Here is a 17,572-nt window from a genome sequence, read left to right as displayed (position 1 = left end):
TTTCGATGTCTCCGTCCACTTTTGGCTGGATTTTGCTTTCACATAGGGAGTGAAGTGCTGTCTCTATCGGGAGACGGGTTCTGTGGAGTCCAGGAGGTCCAGCTCGGTACGTCGGGGCATGCCTTCCCAGTCTCCGGGCACCAAGCAAGCGAATGCACCAGTCCGGACGGCGGTCAGCAGGCGCTGGGGAACGTCCTCGTCATTGAGCAGCTCTGCGATGTATCCGGCGACGAAGGCGTCTCCCGCCCCTACTGTGTCTACGGCCCGGATGGGTACTGCGCGCTGGGCGTGCTTTTCACCGTGGACGACTGCGACGCAACCGTCAGCGCCCAGTTTTATGACCGCCTGAGATGCTCCCATCTCGTTAATTCGTCGAGCGAGTTCCCAAGGGTCTTGAGCATCGCCTACTGCGATGGCTGCTTCAGTGTCCCCAGCAAACACAACGTCCGCCCTGGGTATTATGCGGCGGTACTGTTCGCCGGCCTCTTCAGAGGACCATAGCGCTGAACGGTAGTTCAAATCAAAGGAGACCAGAGTACCGGCGGCCTGGGCACAGTCGAGGGCGTAGTTGACCGCATCGGCGGCGCTTGTGGATAGTGCGGGGGTGATGCCTGTTATGTGTAGCAGTTTCGCTTGGGCGATCTGCTCGGCCGGTACGTCCTCGCGGCATAGCCGGGATCCGGCGCTGCCTTTGCGGTAGTACCAGACCTTTACGGCCTCAGCTGTCCTACGTTCCTTAATCATGAGCCCTGTGGGAGCTGTGTGGTCACGGGAGACGAGTGTGTTGATGGCTTCCGCTGCGAGCTCACGCAGTACCATTTCTCCCAGGCTGTCGGCTCCGACTCTGCCAGCCCACGTCACGGAAGTGCCGAGCCTGCGCAGCGCTATCGCAAAATTACTCTCTGCACCTCCCATACCCAGACTTAGTGAAGCAACGTGGGCGAGGGGGCCGGAAGACTCAGCCTTCATCAGCGCCATGGTCTCACCCATGGTCACGACGTCGGTGACATTGTAGGGAGTGATGGCAGGACTATCAGCCCCGGAATCCACCGTGATCATCGGTTTGTGCCTTTACGGTCCTCGGTCGCCGCAGATACCAGCTCGGTCACGCGTCGTGCCCTTTCTGTGAGCTGGGCGAGGCTGCCGCCGTCGAAGGCGTCACCCAGCAGGGGGCCGCCGAGGCTGACGGCGAGGGCGCCGGCCGAAATCCATCGCGGTGCGTCCTCGATGGTGATTCCGCCACTGGGTATGAGCTGCATCTGGGGGAACGGGCCGTGGAGTTGACCGATGTAATCCGGCCCGACAGTGGAAGCAGGGAAGACTTTGACGGCTACCGCGCCAGCGCTCCATCCCGCGTGCAGTTCGGTCGGGGTCAGGCCGCCTGGGACTATTGGTATTCCACGAGCGACAGCGGTATTGACGATGTCAAGGTTGGTTGACGGCGTGACCAGGAACTGGGCCCCGACGTCGCGGGCGCATTCAACTTGGCCTGTGGTGGTCACGGTGCCGATGCCTATTTCCGCAGTCTCTCCGAAAGCTGCCCTGATCTCGGGCAGGTGATCGAACACGCCCTGGGTTGTGAGCGTGAGTTCGATGAACCGGACTCCACCGGCGACCAGGCTTTCGATCACGGGCAGGTATTTGCTCGCGTGCGTGGTGCGCAGCACGGCTATCACCTGGCCCGTGAGCGGAACCGTCGGCTGTGGGGGAGAAGATGCGGTCATATCGCGTTATCCGTTCGTCCATGATGAGTTGGGCTCCGCGGAAAAATCACTTCGGATTTGGCGCGCTTATCCCTGCCGCGACCAGCGGTGGAGCGGCGGCGCTTAGAGCCCTAGTTAGGTTGGCTGGCCACCGGTTGGGCCAGGTTTTTGGCGATGTCCCTTTCGACGTCGCGAATATGGGCCACGGCCGCATCTCGGGCCTCCCGCACGCGGCCGGCGACGATGGCGTCGACAATTTTGCCGTGTCCTGCGTGGGAGTCTTCGCGACGCCCCGGCAGGGAAATCACCCGAAGCGAATACTTGGTCAGCATCGGCTCCAGGCTGCCGTAGATGGTTGCAACCAGCTCGTTCTTTGAAGCCTTCGCGATTGTTTGGTGGAGCTGAATGTCCAGCTGCACGAATTCCTCGTCCGAGAGTTCAGGGTCTGAGCATTTTTCCATGATGCTCTCCAATGCAGCGGTGGTGGCGGGAGTGATTCTTTGCGCCGCCCAACCGGCCGCGTCGCGTTCGATCATGCGCCGAACTTCGAACAGCTCGGGCACGGTGAAATCTTCGAACACGAGCAGGTCCGACTGGCCTTGGGCAGCAACGGTATTGCTGACCACGAAGACGCCCACGCCATGACTGCTACTGACCAGGCCGCTTGCCTCGATACCCCGGATTGCTTCGCGCATCGAACTGCGGCTTACCCCGAACTCGTCGGCGAGGACGCGCTCGGCCGGTAGCTTTTCTCCCACAGCATAGACGCCATTGGTGATCAGTTGCGTCAGCTGGGCAGCGACGGAGTCCGACACTCTCAGCCGCGCAACACGCTCGATCCTGTTTGTAGATTCGGTCATGAGATCCCTCTTTCGCCAACCCGCACTGCTCGGTACATCCCTAATGATACTGGTCCGGTGGCCTGAACACTGGCCCATTCCGAAAAAGAAGACCGGGCGTGGCGGGAAAAAGGTTCGCCTTTCCCTGACTGCCCAGCGGGGAGGTGGCTTCATACCCGTTGAATGCCAATGCGGGGCGCTCAGTATGTTTTCTTCGGCGCCATGATGCCGTTGATGTACGCGGCATAAGCTTCCACGTTGTCTTTGGTCACCAGATGCGTCGTGATGTTGGAGATCTTGGGGACATAGTTCTTCAGGACCACGGACTGGAAGGCGATGTCGATCATCCTGATGGCGTTATCTACAGAATTCACGTCCACTGAGGCCGTCAGTTTGCCGTTCCGGATCGCATCCATGCCCGAGAGCAGTCCATCTGCGCCCACAATCACGATGCCCTGGGACCCGTCCCACTGTTTCAGTCCCGCAGCATCGACCGCCTGAGAGGCGCCGAGGGCCATGTCTTCGTTTTCTCCGTAGATCGCATTGATATCCGGGTGCCTGGTGAGGAGGTCTTGGGCCGCGCTGAGTCCCTTGTCGCGCAGATAGCCGCCGTCTGCAGTTCCCACGACCTCGATGCCCGGATTTTCGGCGAGAGCCTGGTTGAAGCCGATCAGCCGGGCCTTGGTCCAGTCGGAGCCGGAGGGACCCATAATCTGAACGATCTTGCCCTTGCCTTTGAGCGTATCCGCGATGAATTTTCCAGCCACATAGCCCGACTGTGTGCGGTTGTCGTAGCCAATATTGGAGACGGTGTTGATCTGATCCACTGGATAGAGCTCGACTGGCTGGTTGAACTGGAAGATCTTGGTGCCAGCGTTCATGGCGTTCTTATAGACGCCCTGCATGGTGGCGAAGTTGGCGCCCGTACAGATGAAGACGACGTCGAACTTGCGGCTTGTCCAGGTCTGGACGGTGCTGATCTGTTGTTCAACGGCGTTGAAGTTGCCAGTGGGGGATGACTTTTCCCATTTCCATTTGACCCCGTAGAGGTCTTCCAGTTGCGCCATTCGCGTGAAGGCTGCGTTTTCCATCTGCGTGTAGTACTCGGACAGGACCGGAGGGGTGAATCCGATCTGGACGGTGCGCCCGTTGACGAGTTTTTTGATGGCGTCGGTGAATTCCGCGCTGCCTTCGGCGCCGCTGCCTCCAGCACCGCCGGCGGCGGCCGACCCACCAGGAGGAGTTGTGCAGGCAGTGAGAAGACCGAGCGTCCCCATCAGGGCGCCTGCCCCGAGAATGTTGCGCCGGGTAGCCCCTGAGGTCGCATTCTCGCTTCGGGTTGGGGTCGTCTCCATTGTATTTCTCCTTTGAAAGTCAAGCAGGGGTGCGGTGCGGTTGTTTGGCAGGGGAGCGGAATCACTATCAGCCGGTGCGCCAGCGGTGGCGGTGGCGCTACCAGGCTTGGGGCAAAAGTGGATCAGCTCAAGGCCTGTTTGGTCATCGTCGAGGGTGCCGATTCTTGTTGTTGCTGTGGGGATTGTTCGATTTCCGCGCTGTTCTGACGCTGCTGGAAGTATGCGGTAATGCGATCGAGCAGTACGGCAAGTAACAGGATGATTCCAGTGACGACTTGCTGCCATTCGGACTTGACGCCGGCGATGTTCATTGCGTTTGCGATCAGGGTGATGGTCAGGGCGCCGAGAATGGCACCCACCATCCGGCCGCGGCCTCCGGTCAGGGCTGCACCGCCGATGATGGCCGCCGTGATGGCCAGGATTTCATAGCCCGTCCCGAGAGTCGGGGCCACGTTGGTGGCACGGCCGGCAAGTATCACTCCGGCGAGTCCGGCACATCCACCGCTTACGACATAAGCGAATGTCTTCACCCTTGAGACTGAAATACCCGAGAGGCGGGCCGCGTCCGGGCTCCCTCCAACTGCGTACAGGTGGCGTCCAATGACCGATTTGCGCAGCATGAAGGAGACGAGGATGCAGAGGATGATGGCAATGATGATTGGGACGCTGATGATGCCGCCGAGCTTGACCTGGCCTCCAACGATCCTGTACTCCGGGGTCATATAGCGGGTGAAAGGCGTTCCCTTGGTCCAGAGGAACAGTACGCCCCGTGCTACACCGAGCATGGCGAGCGTGGCAACAAAATCGGGCAGCCCCAGTTTCGTGATCATCAGCGAATTCAGCAGGCCGCAAACGAGACCGCAACCAATGCCTGCTAACAATGCGAGCGGGAAGATGAGCCCCTGGTTGATCAGGAAGGCCGCAACACCAGCTGAGAGGCCCATGACCGAACCAACGGAGAGGTCGATTCCACGCGCGATGAGCACGATCGTCATGCCCAGAGCGAGAAGCAGCACGAAGACCGCCTGGTTGGCTACGTTTTCCCAGTTTCCAAAACTGAGGAAAGACGGTGCAACGAATGTCATCGTGATGATGAACAGGATAAGCAGGCCCACCAGGCCGGATCCTGGCTTGGCGAGAATCGTTTCGATCCGGTTGCTTAGGGCGGGTGCGTTCAGGGAAGAAGACATGTCGGGCCTCACTGGGCATTCTGGGTTGCGGCCGCTGCCGGGGACACCGGGCGGAACGTGGACTGCAGCCATTTTTGGGCGCCGCGGTCGAAGGCCACCGCGGCCACGATGGCCGCGCCGGTCACGATCGAGAACCAGAGCGGGTCGACGCCGATCAGTTGCAGACCGCGGCTGAGAATGGATAGGAAGAAGGCGCCAAGAGCAGCACGCCAGATGCTTCCGCGGCCACCCGCGAGGGCAACTCCGCCCACGACGCACCCGGCGATCGCTGTCAGTTCATAACCGCCCCCGAGTCCGGGCTGGACGGAGTTGAGGTGGGATGCCAGGAGCACTCCGCCGATGCCGGCAATGACTCCGGAGATGATGAAGACCGCGAACTTGGTCCTGCGCACGCTGACCGCAGCCAGGTACGCCGCGTTCGGGTTGATGCCTACGGCGTAGATCGTCCGACCGAAAGGTGTTTTGATGAGCGCGACCTCAAGGATGAGCAGGATGACCGCTGTGATTAGCACCCCTGTCGGGATCCCTGCGATTTTTTCTCCCGCGAGGGCAAGGAAGGAACTGTCCGCAGTACCGGTGAGCTGTGTATGAGACGTGAAGACCTGCAGCACACCAGCCCCGATGCTCAGTGTCGCTAGCGTGACGATAAAGTCGCTGACGCCCAGCCCAGCCACGAAGGCCCCGTTCACCAGCCCGAAGATCAGCCCGGTGGCGATACCGGCAAGCACAGCCAGGACAGTGGGTGCACCGTTCATGGTGGCGAAGAGGGTTGCGGCAGCGCTCAGACCGATGTTGGAGCCGATGGACAGGTCGATTCCGCCACTGATCAGGACGAAGGTCAGGCCGGCCGCCAGCAGCACCGCGGAAACGGATTCGACGAAGGTGTTGTAGATATTGTCGGGGCTAAGGAAATACGGAGACGCGAGGGCAAAGTAAACGCACATCATCAGGAAGACGATCGAAACGGCGACACCGTCAATCGCCAGTACTCGCGAAGAACGCTGGAAGATGCTCATACTGCTACCGCTCCTCGGGTTGCCAGAGAGATGATTCGTTCGCCGAGTTCACTGGTTTCGGACGCTGTTTCGTCACGGCCGGTGCTCTCGAGTTCGCCCACAATGGTTCCTTCGCGCATCACAGCGATACGGTCGGATACGCGGATCAGTTCGGGTAGTTCGGAGCTGATCACGATTGCTGCCCCTCCCTGGTCGACGAAGTCGTAGATCAGCCGGTAGACCTCGGCTTTGGCGCCGACATCGATGCCTTGGGTGGGCTCATCAAAAATAATCAGATCGGGTTCGGTGAAGAGGCAGCGTGCGATGACGACCTTCTGCTGGTTCCCGCCACTGAGATTGCGGATTTTTTCCTGCACGGAAGCCGTCTTTACGCTCAGATCACTGACGTACCTTTTCGCCGTGGCCGTCTCCTGCCGGCCGCGCAGGAACAGGCGCCCAGCGGCCGTCCTGTTCAGGTCCGAGATGGTGATGTTCCGCTTGATTGAGAAGTCGCCGAGAATAGCGTGGGTTTTGCGCTCTTCGGGCACGTAGGTGATGCCTCTCTGGCGGGCCTCACGAGGATTGCGGATAACCACGGGGCGGGAATGCAGGAAGATGGTTCCTGAGTCCGGGCGGTCGGCGCCCAGAATAACCATTGCAGTTTCGGTCCGGCCCGCACCGGCGATTCCGGCCAGCCCGAGGATCTCTCCCCGCCGGACGGACAGGCTGATGTCATGAAGAAGGGGGTGGCGGCTGACCGAATCCAGCCGCAGGACCTCGTCCCGGGCCCCGGTGAAGCCGTGAGCCCTTCCTTCCTCGACCGTCTCTTCCCGTGCTGCCAGGTTGGATCGCCCGACCATGAGCCGGACGAGCGATTCTGCAGTCTGTCCGGCAGGGTCTACGGTTGCGACGAGCTGACCATCGCGGAGCACCGTGATGGTGTCGGCCAGTCCGAAGAGCTCATCGAGACGGTGGGTGACCCAGAGCAGGGAGATTCCCCTCTGGCGTAGCTGGCGCATGTAACTGAACAATGTGAGGCGTTCGTGATCGGCCAAGCCGGAGGTTGGTTCATCCAGGATCAGGACCTGTGTCCGGAAGGCCAATGCTTTGATGATCTGCACGACGTGCTGCTTAAGGGCTCCGAGGGCTTCGACCGGGACTTTAATGTCGTGGTCGGTGAGGCCGAACTCATGCGCAAGTTCAAGCACACGGGAGCGCATTTCTTTTTCGTCGAGAACTCCGGCGACACGGTTTCTGCCGTTGATGAGTTCGCGGCCGAGGAAGATGTTCTCCACGGCGGAGAGATTCGGGGCAAGTGACTGTTCCTGGTGGACTGTTGAAATGCCGAGGTCCTGGGCGTCCCGTGGGGTCCCGATGGTGACTTCGGAGCCGTTCACCCGGACTGTTCCGGCCGTAGGGGCCACCGTTCCGGAAAGGATGTTGATTAGCGTCGACTTTCCGGCCCCGTTCTCGCCGAGAAGCCCGTGGATTTCGCCGGGGCGCAGATCAATGTCGACGTTGGCCAGGGCCACGACGCCGGGGTAGACCTTCCCGACGCCGCGCACGGACACGATGGGCTCATCGCCCGGTCCGGCCGCGCCGCTTGGAGAGTTTTCGTTGTTGTTCATTCCAACCTCATCGTCGAAATTGATTCCGTGTGGTGGTACCCCGGTAACCCGGTGGTCTGATGACTTAGTGCGAACTGGGCGCGCAAGAATGCCGGGAATGCCGGCTGTCGAGAATTGGAAAGCAGTTTGGAGCAGCTGCCGGGGGCGCGTCCCGCCGGGTGAGCGGCGGGACGCGTCGCTGACAAAGAGTGCTTAGACGGCGTCGATGAGCTCGAGGAATTCTTTGCTCGTGCGGACGTCGCCATGGTTGGCCTGAATGTTCCTCAATGCCTCCCAGTGCTGGCCGTAGCCCAGCGGATCGTCCTGTCCCGAGGGGATGGCTGCGCAGGTGTCGGCGAGAGTGATGATCTTGAAGTCCTGGTTGGCACCGTCGATTGCGGTAGCGATCTGGCAGTTGCCCGTGGAGAGGCCGGCAATCACCAGCGTGTCGGCGCCCGCACGGCGCATGTACTCTGTCAGCGGCGTGCCATAGAACGATGAGAAACGGTGCTTGCGGATCACCGGCTCATCATCCAGCGGCTTGAGTTCGTCGACGAGCTCATCGCCTCCATTGCCCCAAGAACCCGGGAAGCTGCCGAGCTGGCCTTCCAGACCCCATTTGACGTCGGCGTAGCCGGCGTCCTTACCATCCCCGCGAAGACCCCAGAGCGACCACACGACGGGGATGCCCTTCGCGCGGCAGGCTTCAAGGACATTCTTGACCGGCTCGATGGTGTCCTTGCCCTCCGGTGCGCCTCCGACACTGGGAATGTACATCGCGCCGCCGGGCTCTGCGCACGCCTTCTGCATGTCGAGTACGAGCAACATCGTCTTCTTGGGATCGATGGTCGGGGCAAGGTAGCGCGAACGGTCGATGACCTTGTCGATGTTTTCGTAGGTGTAGTCCAGTGAAGACATTTGTTCTCCTTCTTACAGGGCGGCAGCTTTGCGGCACCCATGGTTTTCCGCGTGGTCGCGGTCTTCAAGCCTTACCGGATCTTCTTTCCGACACATGTGAGCTACATGACAGGTGATCCGGTGGTCTGAACACTACGAGACGCCAAAGGGGCTGTCAATACCTTTTTAGGATTTCCAAGAAGGGCGCTGAACCGCCAGCCACAGCCGTGCTCAAGGGATCCGGTCCGGCAAGACGTCCTTGTCATCCGTCAGGGGAGGGATTGACTCGGGAAGTTTTCTAGGGGAAGCTTCTGGTCAGACCACCCGATCATCAAGCCACAGCTTCAATTTCAATCGCTGCACTGCGGAAGTAGATGGCCAGTCCGGAGGTAAATGGAAGGCAATGAAGAAATTTTTGAATGAACCATCGACTGCGGTGGATGACTACGTGGCGGGGCTCGTGGGCGCGCACCGGGAGATCCTGGAGTGGGACTGCACGAACCGGGTGCTTCAACGCCGGGAAGCTCCCCCTTTCCCGAAGGTCGGGCTCGTGGGGGGTGGCGGTTCAGGCTGCGAACCCACACACACCGGCTTCGTCGGTTACGGGATGCTGGATGCCGCCGCACCTGGGCAGATCTTCACCTCACCCGTCCCAAACCAAATCGTCGCCGCTACCCGCCGCGCCAACGCGGGAAGCGGGGTTCTGCACATCATCAAAAACTTTACGGGCGAGGTGATGAATTTCGGGATGGCTCAGGAGATCCTGTACTTCGAAGACATCCAGGTGGCGCAGGTTGTCGTCAACGATGACGTATCGATCCCGGACGACGGGGAAACGGCTGGACGCCGGGGGCTCGGGGCCACAGTCCTTGTCGAAAAGATTGCAGGCGCTGCCGCGGAGGAGGGCAGGGAACTGTCCGAGGTGCTGGCCGTTGCCGAGAAAGTGATCGCCCGCTCAGGAACGTTCGCGGTAGGACTCTCCTCGTGCACTCCTCCTGCACGCGGAAAGCCGGTGTACGAACTTGCCGAAACTGACATGGATCTAGGTATCGGCATCAGCGGTGAACCCGGACGTGAACGGGTCCCGATGGCCAACGCCCGGGAGATTGCGCGTCTGATGGTCAACGAGGTCCTATCAGACCTCGCACCGAAGGACGGGGCTGACCTTCTCATGCTGGTCAACGGGATGGGAGCCACGCCGCATCACGAGCTTTATCTTCTCGCCGGAGAACTGACCGCGGCGGCAGAGGCGCGCGGCGCCTGCATCACTCGTCAGCTAGTGGGAAATTTCGTAACTTCCCTCGATCAGACGGGCGCCGCAGTAACCTTCCTTGAACTCGACCAGGAGCTAAAAGACCTATGGGACGCTCCGGTCCATACAGCAGCATTGCGGTGGGGACGATGAAAATGACGACGGACACCAACCTGACAAGAACCGACTTGGAGCGCTGGATCCTGGATTTCGCAGACCAGATCATCCAACAGCACCTCACCCTCAGCGATCTAGACGCCGCCAGCGGCGATGCAGATCACGGCTCAAACATGGAGCGCGGAATGTCCGCACTGCTCAAGTCTGTGCCTGATTGGGACGCAGCCGCGACTCCAGGGGAGTTCCTCAAGGATGTCGGCCTGCATATCGTTTCCTCGGTCGGAGGGTCCAGCGGTGCGCTCTACGGAACCATCTTCCTCCGGATGGCGAGAGCGGTGGGCGACGCTCCGACTATCAGTCCGGGACTGCTGTCAGACGCCTTTGAAGCGGCCACCCAGGGGGTCAGTGAGAGAGGCAAAGTAAAACAAGGTGACAAAACCATGTTCGACGCGCTGGCCCCGTCCGTCCAAACACTGAAGGCGAAGTTGACGGAAGAGAAATCTCTGTCAGAGGCACTGAGGTCGGCGGCGACTGCGGCTGAAGCCGGCCGCGACGCGACTGCCGACATGGTTGCCCGCAAGGGCAAATCCAGCTACGCGCGGGAAAACTCCAGAGGGTTCATCGATCCCGGGGCAGTGTCCGTTGCCATGCTGATCCGCTCGGCTGCCAGAACGCTTGCATGAACCACGGGCAGGAGCTCAGGCCGACGCTGCCCGCGGCATCGCTATGCCCAAGGCCGGCTCAGCCCTGCAGTTCACTCAGCACCACCTAGCGCGTCCAAAAACCTTGACACCGGTGAGCAAATGCGGAAGAGTTCAGACCACCTGATAACCGGATGATTGACGCGCGGTGGTTCATCAAGTCCAGCAACTCGCGATCAGTCCGCTCGGGATATACCCCCTGCGAACCGTTCATTCCGATATCTACACACAAGAGAAAGTGAGTCACCCATGAGTTTGCATGGATCAAAGATTGCCCTGTTGATCGAGGATGAGTACCAGATCCTGGAGGGCTGGTACCCGCTGCTCCGCCTGCAGGAAGCCGGAGCGGACGTGCGCGTCATTGGCAGCGGCACGAAGAACAGTTACCACAGCAAGGAGCACTACCCGATGGAGGTCGACGCGGCTGCGGCCGACGTCAGCGCCTCCGACTTCGACGCCGTTGTCGTCCCGGGCGGCTTCGCCCCGGACAACATGCGCCTTCACCCTGAAATGATCGGCCTCGTCCGGGACATGAATGAGGCAGGCAAACTCGTCACCGCCATCTGCCACGGCGGATGGGTTCTGGTCTCCGCCGGCGTGCTCAAGGGCAAGAACGCCACCGGCTACCTGCCGATCAAGGACGACGTGGAAAACGCCGGCGGCACCTGGGTCGATGACGCTGTTGTCGTGGACGGGAACGTCATCACCTCCAGGACCCCGGTCGATCTTCCCGACTTCACCCGCGCAATCATCGCCTACCTCGAAGGCCGCCCCACCGAAACCGAACACACCACCCACAACCACGCGACAGACCTGACCGGCGACCCGGCCGGCACGCGATACGAAACCGGCGCGTCCGTCTCATAGCGGATGCCGCCAACCCCAGGCAGAAGCCACACAGTACGTGTGACCTGCGGAGTGTGTGGACGGGCCGCGTTCCCGGGAAGTGGGTGGTACGCGGCCCAACCGCGCAGCACCAGCTCCTGCAGCGGAGAACTGAAAAAGACAGAAAGTGTGGACGGCACGTGGTGCCGTCATCGAATTTAGGAGAATCGCAGTGGCTACAACGAAGAAGCCTGAAGCCGTTGACGCCGTCGTCGTCGGACTGGGTGCCAATGGCGGCACGGCGGCGAAAGTCTTGAGCGAGGCAGGGCTCAAAGTGGTCGGCTTTGACCGGGGCCCTTGGCTTCGCGCCCACGAACACTACTCCGGAGACGAGCTGAAATTCGTCAACCGCAATTACATGTGGCCCGACCCAACACTGTTCCCGCGAACCCTCCGCTATGCCGAGGATGAAGTGGCGCAGCCCTTCTCGTTCTCCCCAACCCCCCAGATGGTCGGCGGCGGAACGAACCACTGGGCGGGCTGGGTGCCCAGGCCACGGGAATCCGACTTCATGCTGCGCTCCCTCCACGGCGATATCGACGGCATGAACCTGGCCGACTGGCCGTTCCGATACGAGCACCTGGAACCCTACCTGACGAAAGTTGAATGGGCGTTCGGAGTCTCAGGCATCGCTGGGGCCGATAAGTACGAGCCATACCGTTCCAAGGGCTACCCGAGCCCGCCCCTGCGTCCTACCCGTTACGGAAAACGCTTCTATGACGCGTGCAACAAGATGGGTATCAACGCATTCCCGATCCCCCATGCGATGGTCACCAACAACCACAACGGACGCGACCCGTTCAACAAAACCAGTTTCTGGAACCAGTACGGTGATCCCTCCGGCGCCCGGTCCAACGTCTTGACCACCTTCATCCCCGACGCACTGGCTACGGGAAACTTTGAGGTCCGCGCAGAAAGCTTCGTCCGCGAAGTGAAGATCGGCAAAGACGGCAAGGCCACCGGCGTCCTCTATGTTGACCCGGACGGAAATGAGGTCGAGCAGGACGCCAAGGTCGTCATCCTTGCCTTGGGCGCCATCGAATCTGCTCGCCTGATGTTGCTCTCCCGCTCTGCGCAGTTCCCGGATGGGCTGGGGAACAGCTCCGGTCTGGTGGGAAAGAATGCAACATTCCACGAATACCTGTTCGCCGTCGGGCTGTTCGACAACGAGATCGACGAGCCGTTGAACGGCTTTGCCGGTAACTACATCTCCGGCGGATCCCTGGAATTCTACGAAACTGATGAAAACCGAGGCCACATCGGCGGGTGCATCATTTCAGCCTCGCAAACCTGTCACCCAGTCAACTGGGTCTTCCCGGGCCGCCCCACCTGGGGTGACGCCCTCAAGGACGCGGACCGAAACTATTACAACTACGCCATGAAGATCGGCCTGATCCTCCACGACATGCCCGTGGAATCAAACCGGGTCGACCTTGACCCAACAGTTAAGGACGCCTGGGGGTTGCCCGTGGCCCGCATTACCCACCGGCCACATGCCAACGACATCGCCATGGGCAAATGGCAGGTGGACAAGAACGCCGAAATCCTCGAAGCTGCCGGTGCCCGTAAGACGGTCCCGGTCTACCTGGACAAGATGACCGGCAATACCTGCCACCAGCACGGCACGGCCCGCATGGGCGTAGACCCGTCCAAGAGTGTGCTCAATGAATGGGGCCAGTCTCACGACGTCGACAACCTGTTTGTTGTTGACGGCTCCGGCTTCCCGACCGCTACGGGCGTGAACCCCACGTTGACCATGATGGCCAACGCCTGGCGCTGCTCGGACTATATCGCCACCACCTACTCCAAGGGCCGGGTCGAACGGCTCGCCCAGCCGGCCTGACGGAAAGGACACGCTGAAATGACACTGAAATCAGAATGGGAAATCGTCGGCGAACCCGTGGACCCGGATTCGACGGAGCGGTACTTCTTCACCGAACACGAATGGAACACGGTCGAGGCGGCCACGGCGCGAATCATGCCCACTGACCAGGACCCGGGGGCCAGGGAAGCCCGCGTGGTCGTCTTCATCGACCGGTACGTGTCGGGGATCGGCTATATTTTCGCGGCAGCGGATGGCTCGGGGTTCCTGAAGCTGTCAGGAAAGCATGCCGACGCGTGGCGTGGCCGGCAGTTCAAGATGCAGGAGCTTTACCGTGAAGGCGTCAAGGCGTTGGATGCCATTGCGCGGAACGTGGACGGAAAGAACTTCGTCGACCTGAACGAGGAACAGCAGGACCAGGTGCTGGTTGCCCTTTCAGGGGCTCCAAAGCCGATCAAGGTCACGCTGGGCACCAAGGAACCGGTCACGACGTTCCTCCAGGGATCGTTCGATGAGAACCTTCCGTTCTTTGACACGCTGTGCCTGCACACCCGCCAAGGCTTCTACGGCGACCCGGTGTACGGCGGCAACAAGGATCAGATGGGGTGGAAAACCATCGGATTCCCGGGTCCGAAATCGCTTAAGGACACCATGGACGGGACTTACGACACCACGGAGTACTTCTATGACGGCGACTACGACTGGTACGACCTGATCCCGCACCTGAACGAGTCTGTTCCCCGGGACCACTAACCCTAAACACGGACGGCGGCCCGGCATTTCCCGAAGTGCCGGGCCGCCTGTCGGCAGAATTCGCGACACCCGCGAAAGGACGTAAGAGCATGAAGATAACAGAGGTAAAGGCTTTCCCCGTCGGGGTGCCACTGGATGAGCCGCTCCGCTGGGGCGCGATGGAAGTGAACGTCAAAGGCGGCATCATTGTCCGGGTAAAAACCGACGAAGGTATCGAAGGGATCGGTGAGGCCGGATTCTCAGCCGAATACTTCCCCACAGTGGGTCCCATCATCAACCACCAGCTGGGTCCAATGCTCATCGGGCGTGACCCACTGGACGTTGCGTCCATCTGGCAGGACATGCTCAATGCCACACACATGTGGGGCCGCCGCGGAATCGAGACCTACGCGCTGAGTGGCATTGACATCGCCCTCTGGGATCTTCTCGGCAAGGCCAGCAACCAGCCTGTCTACCGTCTCCTGGGAGCCTCCAAGTCGAAGGTGAAAGCGTACTACGCGCCGTCCCTGAAGCCGACCGAGGCAATAGTGGAAGAGTCTATAGCCGCCGTTGAGCAGGGTTTCTTCGCCATGAAGCTGCGCAATGGTCCGAGTCTGAGCAAGGGCGTGGACATGGTCGCCCGCGTCCGCGATGCAGTCGGTCCCGACATTGACATTATGGTCGATGCGAACATGGCCTTTGACCGCCGGGAGGCGCTCACCCTTGCCACCGAACTCGAGCAATTGGGCGTGTTGTGGCTGGAAGAACCCATTCTTTCCCGCAGCCTCACCCAGTACATCGACGATCATTCCTGGCTCTCTGACCGGGTATCGCTCAAACTCGCCGGCGGCGAATCGCTGCTTACCCGCTACGAGTACCTCGACCTTCTGCGCAAGCGGACCTTTGATGTCCTGCAGCCGGACTGCACAAGTGTCGGCGGAATCTCCGAATGCAAGCGGGTGGCCGATATGGCCAGCTCCTGGAACCTGTGGTGCGTCCCCCACATTGCCTGCAGCTCCGGAACCGGGGTGGCACTGGCCGCAGGGCTCCATATGATTCTCAGCTGCGAAAATGCGCCAATGATCGAATTTGACGCCTACGGGGGCCCCGGTTGGGACGGGCTGCTGGAACAGCCCCTCACAGCCACGGGGGGATACGTTGAAGCACGTGAAGTTCCAGGGCTGGGCATCGAATTCGCAGATGGAGCATTGGAAAAATACACGCTGACCGACGCACGTTTCGCCTCGGCTGCGTAATCAACATAAGCGGTGACGCTGGTGTCGCGCTTCGGGCAAACGCGCGACACCAGAACCCCTTAACCGCACCGGATCAAAACCGCCATTCGGAGACTCCTGATCATGAAAAGCAGACACATCGACATTGCCATCGATGCCGGCGCCGATCTTGCCGAGGGGCCGTGGTGGGACGAGCAGCGGCAGGAACTGCTGTGGGTTGACATCTTCGCCGGCAGGATCCACATGCTCGACCCCGCATCGGGTCTGGACCGCAGCATCGACGTCGGCCAGCCGGTTGGCATGGTGGCGCGGCGCCAGTCAGGGGGACTGGTATGCGCAGTACGCGACGGAATCGGTTTCATCCACCCCGATGGGAACGCCTTCGAGCTCGCCGTCCCGGTTGAGTCCGACATTGCCGGTAATCGGATGAATGACGGCGCGTGTGATCCCGCCGGCCGTCTTTGGGCCGGGACCATGGCCACGGACCTTTCACCATCGGCCGGGAGCCTCTACCGAATCAGCAGCACACTCTGCGTGACCCCGGTACGCCAGAACGTTTCTATTTCAAACGGCCTGGACTGGTCGCCGGACGGCCAAATCTTCTACTTCACCGATTCGTCGACCAGAAGGCTGGATGCCTACGATTTCGATATCGAAACAGGCCAGATCAGCAACGGCCGCGTTCTGGTGGATCTGCCCCATCCTGTCGCCACGCCGGACGGAATGGCGGTCGACGCGGAGGGAACCATTTGGGTGGCCATGTGGGACGGGGGCTGTGTCCAGCGCTTCAGCCCCGAAGGCGTGTTGCTGGAAACACTCGACTTGCCCGTTAGCAGGCCGACCAGTGTCGCCTTCGGCGGCCCCGCTCTCAATCAGTTATTCATCACGTCAGCGCGCAACGGCCTGACGCCCCGGCAGCTACAGGACCAGCCCCATGCAGGTGCAATCTTCGTTCTGGAGCCGGGCGTGACAGGAAGACCCCCGTACTCTTTCCGCGGATAGGCCTTCACCATACTGGGAGACAGTGCCGGGATGGTGCAGAGCCACCGGGCGAAAGGCACGTCCAGTAATAAGCCCTAGCAAACGAGACTATGAAAATCGTCATCGCCGACGCTAGCCTCATCGTCCACCGCCCCGCCTTTGAACTGGGACTTGCCCCGGGAACGGCCATCTCCTGGCACAGATCCTGGGACGATCCCGGCGTACTGTCCGCGCTCCGCGACGCCGATGTCTTCGTCGGACCGCGCCTGACCAAGGCAATGGGAGCAGGAGCCAATAGACTCCGGCTGATTCATACCGCCGGCGCCGGCTTCGACGGAATCGAGCCGGAGGCCCTCAACACAGAAGCTGTGTGCGCCAACACCTTCCACCATGAAGGATCGATCGCCGAATACGTGGCCACCGTCCTCGTCGCACTCCGGCGCGACCTCATCGCCCAGGACGCAGCCTTGCGGAAAGGCAAGTGGCACTCAAGCGTCTATCGCCGCGGCCTGCCTCAGCCCAAAACGCTCAGGGGCGCGGTTGTGACATTCCTCGGCTTTGGTCACATCGGGGCCGCCTCATGGAAGCTCCTGCAGTCCTTCGGCGCCGAAGGCATCGCCGTGACCCGGACAGGATCAGTCGACGCGAAAGCACACGGGATCCGGTGGGCCGGATCCAACGAGGATTTGCTCACGGCCCTGAGCGACTCTGACGCTCTCGTGATCAGTACTCCTCTGACGCCCGAGACCGCTGGGATCATCGGAGCAACCCAGTTGGACGCATTGGGACCCGAAGGCCTATTGGTCAATGTGGCACGCGGTCCCGTTGTGCAGGAAAAAGCTCTTTATTCCGCATTGAAACATCACCGCATTGCCGGAGCAGCCATTGATGTCTGGTATGGGTATCCCGGACCCGGCGGCGTCGGAAAATCAAGCACACTGCCCTTCGAATCCTTGGACAACGTCATCATGACGCCGCACTCCTCGGCGGTCACCGAAGAGACTTTCAGAGGACGATCCCAGGAAATCATTGAAAATATCAACCGGCTTGCCGCCGGCCAGCCTGTGCGGAATGTCGTGATGACGGGCCCATCCTGTTCCGCTGCGGAACCGGCATCGTGAACTACGATGACGCCGCGAACCGGGCGGGTCCGGAGACCGGTGAAGGAGCTTCCCCTGCGGTTCCCTGAGCACTACCGGCGGCGCCCACCCGGAATAAATCGCTTTGATTGCCGAAAAACTGAGGTACCGGGATTACCATG

At 60.8% G+C, this 17,572-nt stretch carries 16 protein-coding genes; 8 read left to right on the top strand and 8 right to left on the bottom strand.

Features of this window, described 5'->3' with window-relative positions:
• Window positions 1-63: 63 nt before the first annotated feature.
• The 8 genes from QN084_RS10010 to QN084_RS09975 all read right to left on the bottom strand — a co-directional run bounded on the left by QN084_RS10010 (window position 64) and on the right by QN084_RS09975 (window position 8,607).
• A complete protein-coding gene (locus tag QN084_RS10010; RefSeq protein ID WP_021473246.1) occupies window positions 64-1,059 on the bottom strand; it encodes a sugar kinase in 996 nt (331 codons plus the stop codon).
• A complete protein-coding gene (locus QN084_RS10005; protein ID WP_021473245.1) occupies window positions 1,056-1,724 on the bottom strand; it encodes a bifunctional 4-hydroxy-2-oxoglutarate aldolase/2-dehydro-3-deoxy-phosphogluconate aldolase in 669 nt (222 codons plus the stop codon). The genes QN084_RS10010 and QN084_RS10005 overlap by 4 nt, the downstream gene beginning before the upstream one ends.
• Before the next feature lie 110 nt (window positions 1,725-1,834).
• Window positions 1,835-2,563, bottom strand: a complete 729-nt coding sequence (locus tag QN084_RS10000; RefSeq protein WP_069696891.1) for a FadR/GntR family transcriptional regulator — start codon at window positions 2,561-2,563, stop codon at window positions 1,835-1,837.
• A 179-nt stretch (window positions 2,564-2,742) separates the two neighbouring features.
• Window positions 2,743-3,897, bottom strand: coding sequence for a sugar ABC transporter substrate-binding protein (locus QN084_RS09995; protein WP_021473243.1), 1,155 nt, complete (start codon window positions 3,895-3,897; stop codon window positions 2,743-2,745).
• Window positions 3,898-4,019: 122 nt separating this feature from the next.
• A complete protein-coding gene (locus QN084_RS09990; RefSeq protein WP_069694467.1) occupies window positions 4,020-5,087 on the bottom strand; it encodes an ABC transporter permease in 1,068 nt (355 codons plus the stop codon).
• Window positions 5,088-5,095: 8 nt separating this feature from the next.
• Window positions 5,096-6,103 carry an ABC transporter permease gene (locus QN084_RS09985; protein ID WP_021473241.1) on the bottom strand — a complete coding sequence of 336 codons (1,008 nt, stop codon included), beginning with the start codon at window positions 6,101-6,103 and terminating at the stop codon, window positions 5,096-5,098.
• Entirely contained in the window at window positions 6,100-7,710 is a 1,611-nt protein-coding gene (locus tag QN084_RS09980) for a sugar ABC transporter ATP-binding protein (protein ID WP_021473240.1), read from the bottom strand. The genes QN084_RS09985 and QN084_RS09980 overlap by 4 nt, the downstream gene beginning before the upstream one ends.
• 192 nt (window positions 7,711-7,902) lie before the next feature.
• Window positions 7,903-8,607: a cysteine hydrolase family protein gene (locus tag QN084_RS09975; RefSeq protein ID WP_021473239.1), complete on the bottom strand. Its 705-nt coding sequence runs from the start codon at window positions 8,605-8,607 to the stop codon at window positions 7,903-7,905.
• Between the two features lie 382 nt (window positions 8,608-8,989).
• On the opposite strand from QN084_RS09975, the gene QN084_RS09970 reads away from it, so the two are divergent.
• From QN084_RS09970 to QN084_RS09935, 8 genes are all read left to right on the top strand, one after another.
• A complete protein-coding gene (locus QN084_RS09970; protein ID WP_021473237.1) occupies window positions 8,990-9,991 on the top strand; it encodes a dihydroxyacetone kinase subunit DhaK in 1,002 nt (333 codons plus the stop codon).
• A 2-nt stretch (window positions 9,992-9,993) separates the two neighbouring features.
• Window positions 9,994-10,638, top strand: coding sequence for a dihydroxyacetone kinase subunit DhaL (dhaL, locus tag QN084_RS09965; protein ID WP_021473236.1), 645 nt, complete (start codon window positions 9,994-9,996; stop codon window positions 10,636-10,638).
• A gap of 267 nt (window positions 10,639-10,905) precedes the next feature.
• Complete coding sequence (locus QN084_RS09960; protein ID WP_082694467.1) at window positions 10,906-11,523, top strand: type 1 glutamine amidotransferase domain-containing protein; 618 nt, start codon at window positions 10,906-10,908, stop codon at window positions 11,521-11,523.
• A 190-nt stretch (window positions 11,524-11,713) separates the two neighbouring features.
• Window positions 11,714-13,384, top strand: coding sequence for a GMC family oxidoreductase (locus tag QN084_RS09955; RefSeq protein ID WP_021474676.1), 1,671 nt, complete (start codon window positions 11,714-11,716; stop codon window positions 13,382-13,384).
• Window positions 13,385-13,402: 18 nt separating this feature from the next.
• Window positions 13,403-14,116, top strand: coding sequence for a gluconate 2-dehydrogenase subunit 3 family protein (locus QN084_RS09950; protein ID WP_062098650.1), 714 nt, complete (start codon window positions 13,403-13,405; stop codon window positions 14,114-14,116).
• An 89-nt stretch (window positions 14,117-14,205) separates the two neighbouring features.
• Entirely contained in the window at window positions 14,206-15,351 is a 1,146-nt protein-coding gene (locus QN084_RS09945; protein ID WP_031217326.1) for a mandelate racemase/muconate lactonizing enzyme family protein, read from the top strand.
• Between the two features lie 102 nt (window positions 15,352-15,453).
• Window positions 15,454-16,332 (top strand): SMP-30/gluconolactonase/LRE family protein, encoded by an 879-nt coding sequence (locus QN084_RS09940; RefSeq protein ID WP_069696818.1) that lies wholly within the window; start codon window positions 15,454-15,456, stop codon window positions 16,330-16,332.
• An 89-nt stretch (window positions 16,333-16,421) separates the two neighbouring features.
• Window positions 16,422-17,432: a 2-hydroxyacid dehydrogenase gene (locus tag QN084_RS09935; RefSeq protein WP_069696819.1), complete on the top strand. Its 1,011-nt coding sequence runs from the start codon at window positions 16,422-16,424 to the stop codon at window positions 17,430-17,432.
• Window positions 17,433-17,572 lie beyond the last annotated feature (140 nt).

Source organism: Paenarthrobacter sp. R1 (assembly GCF_030264015.1).
Classification (GTDB): domain Bacteria; phylum Actinomycetota; class Actinomycetes; order Actinomycetales; family Micrococcaceae; genus Arthrobacter; species Arthrobacter ureafaciens.
The sequence above is the reverse complement of the archived record's forward strand: the minus strand, read 5'-3'. Positions and strand labels throughout refer to the sequence as shown.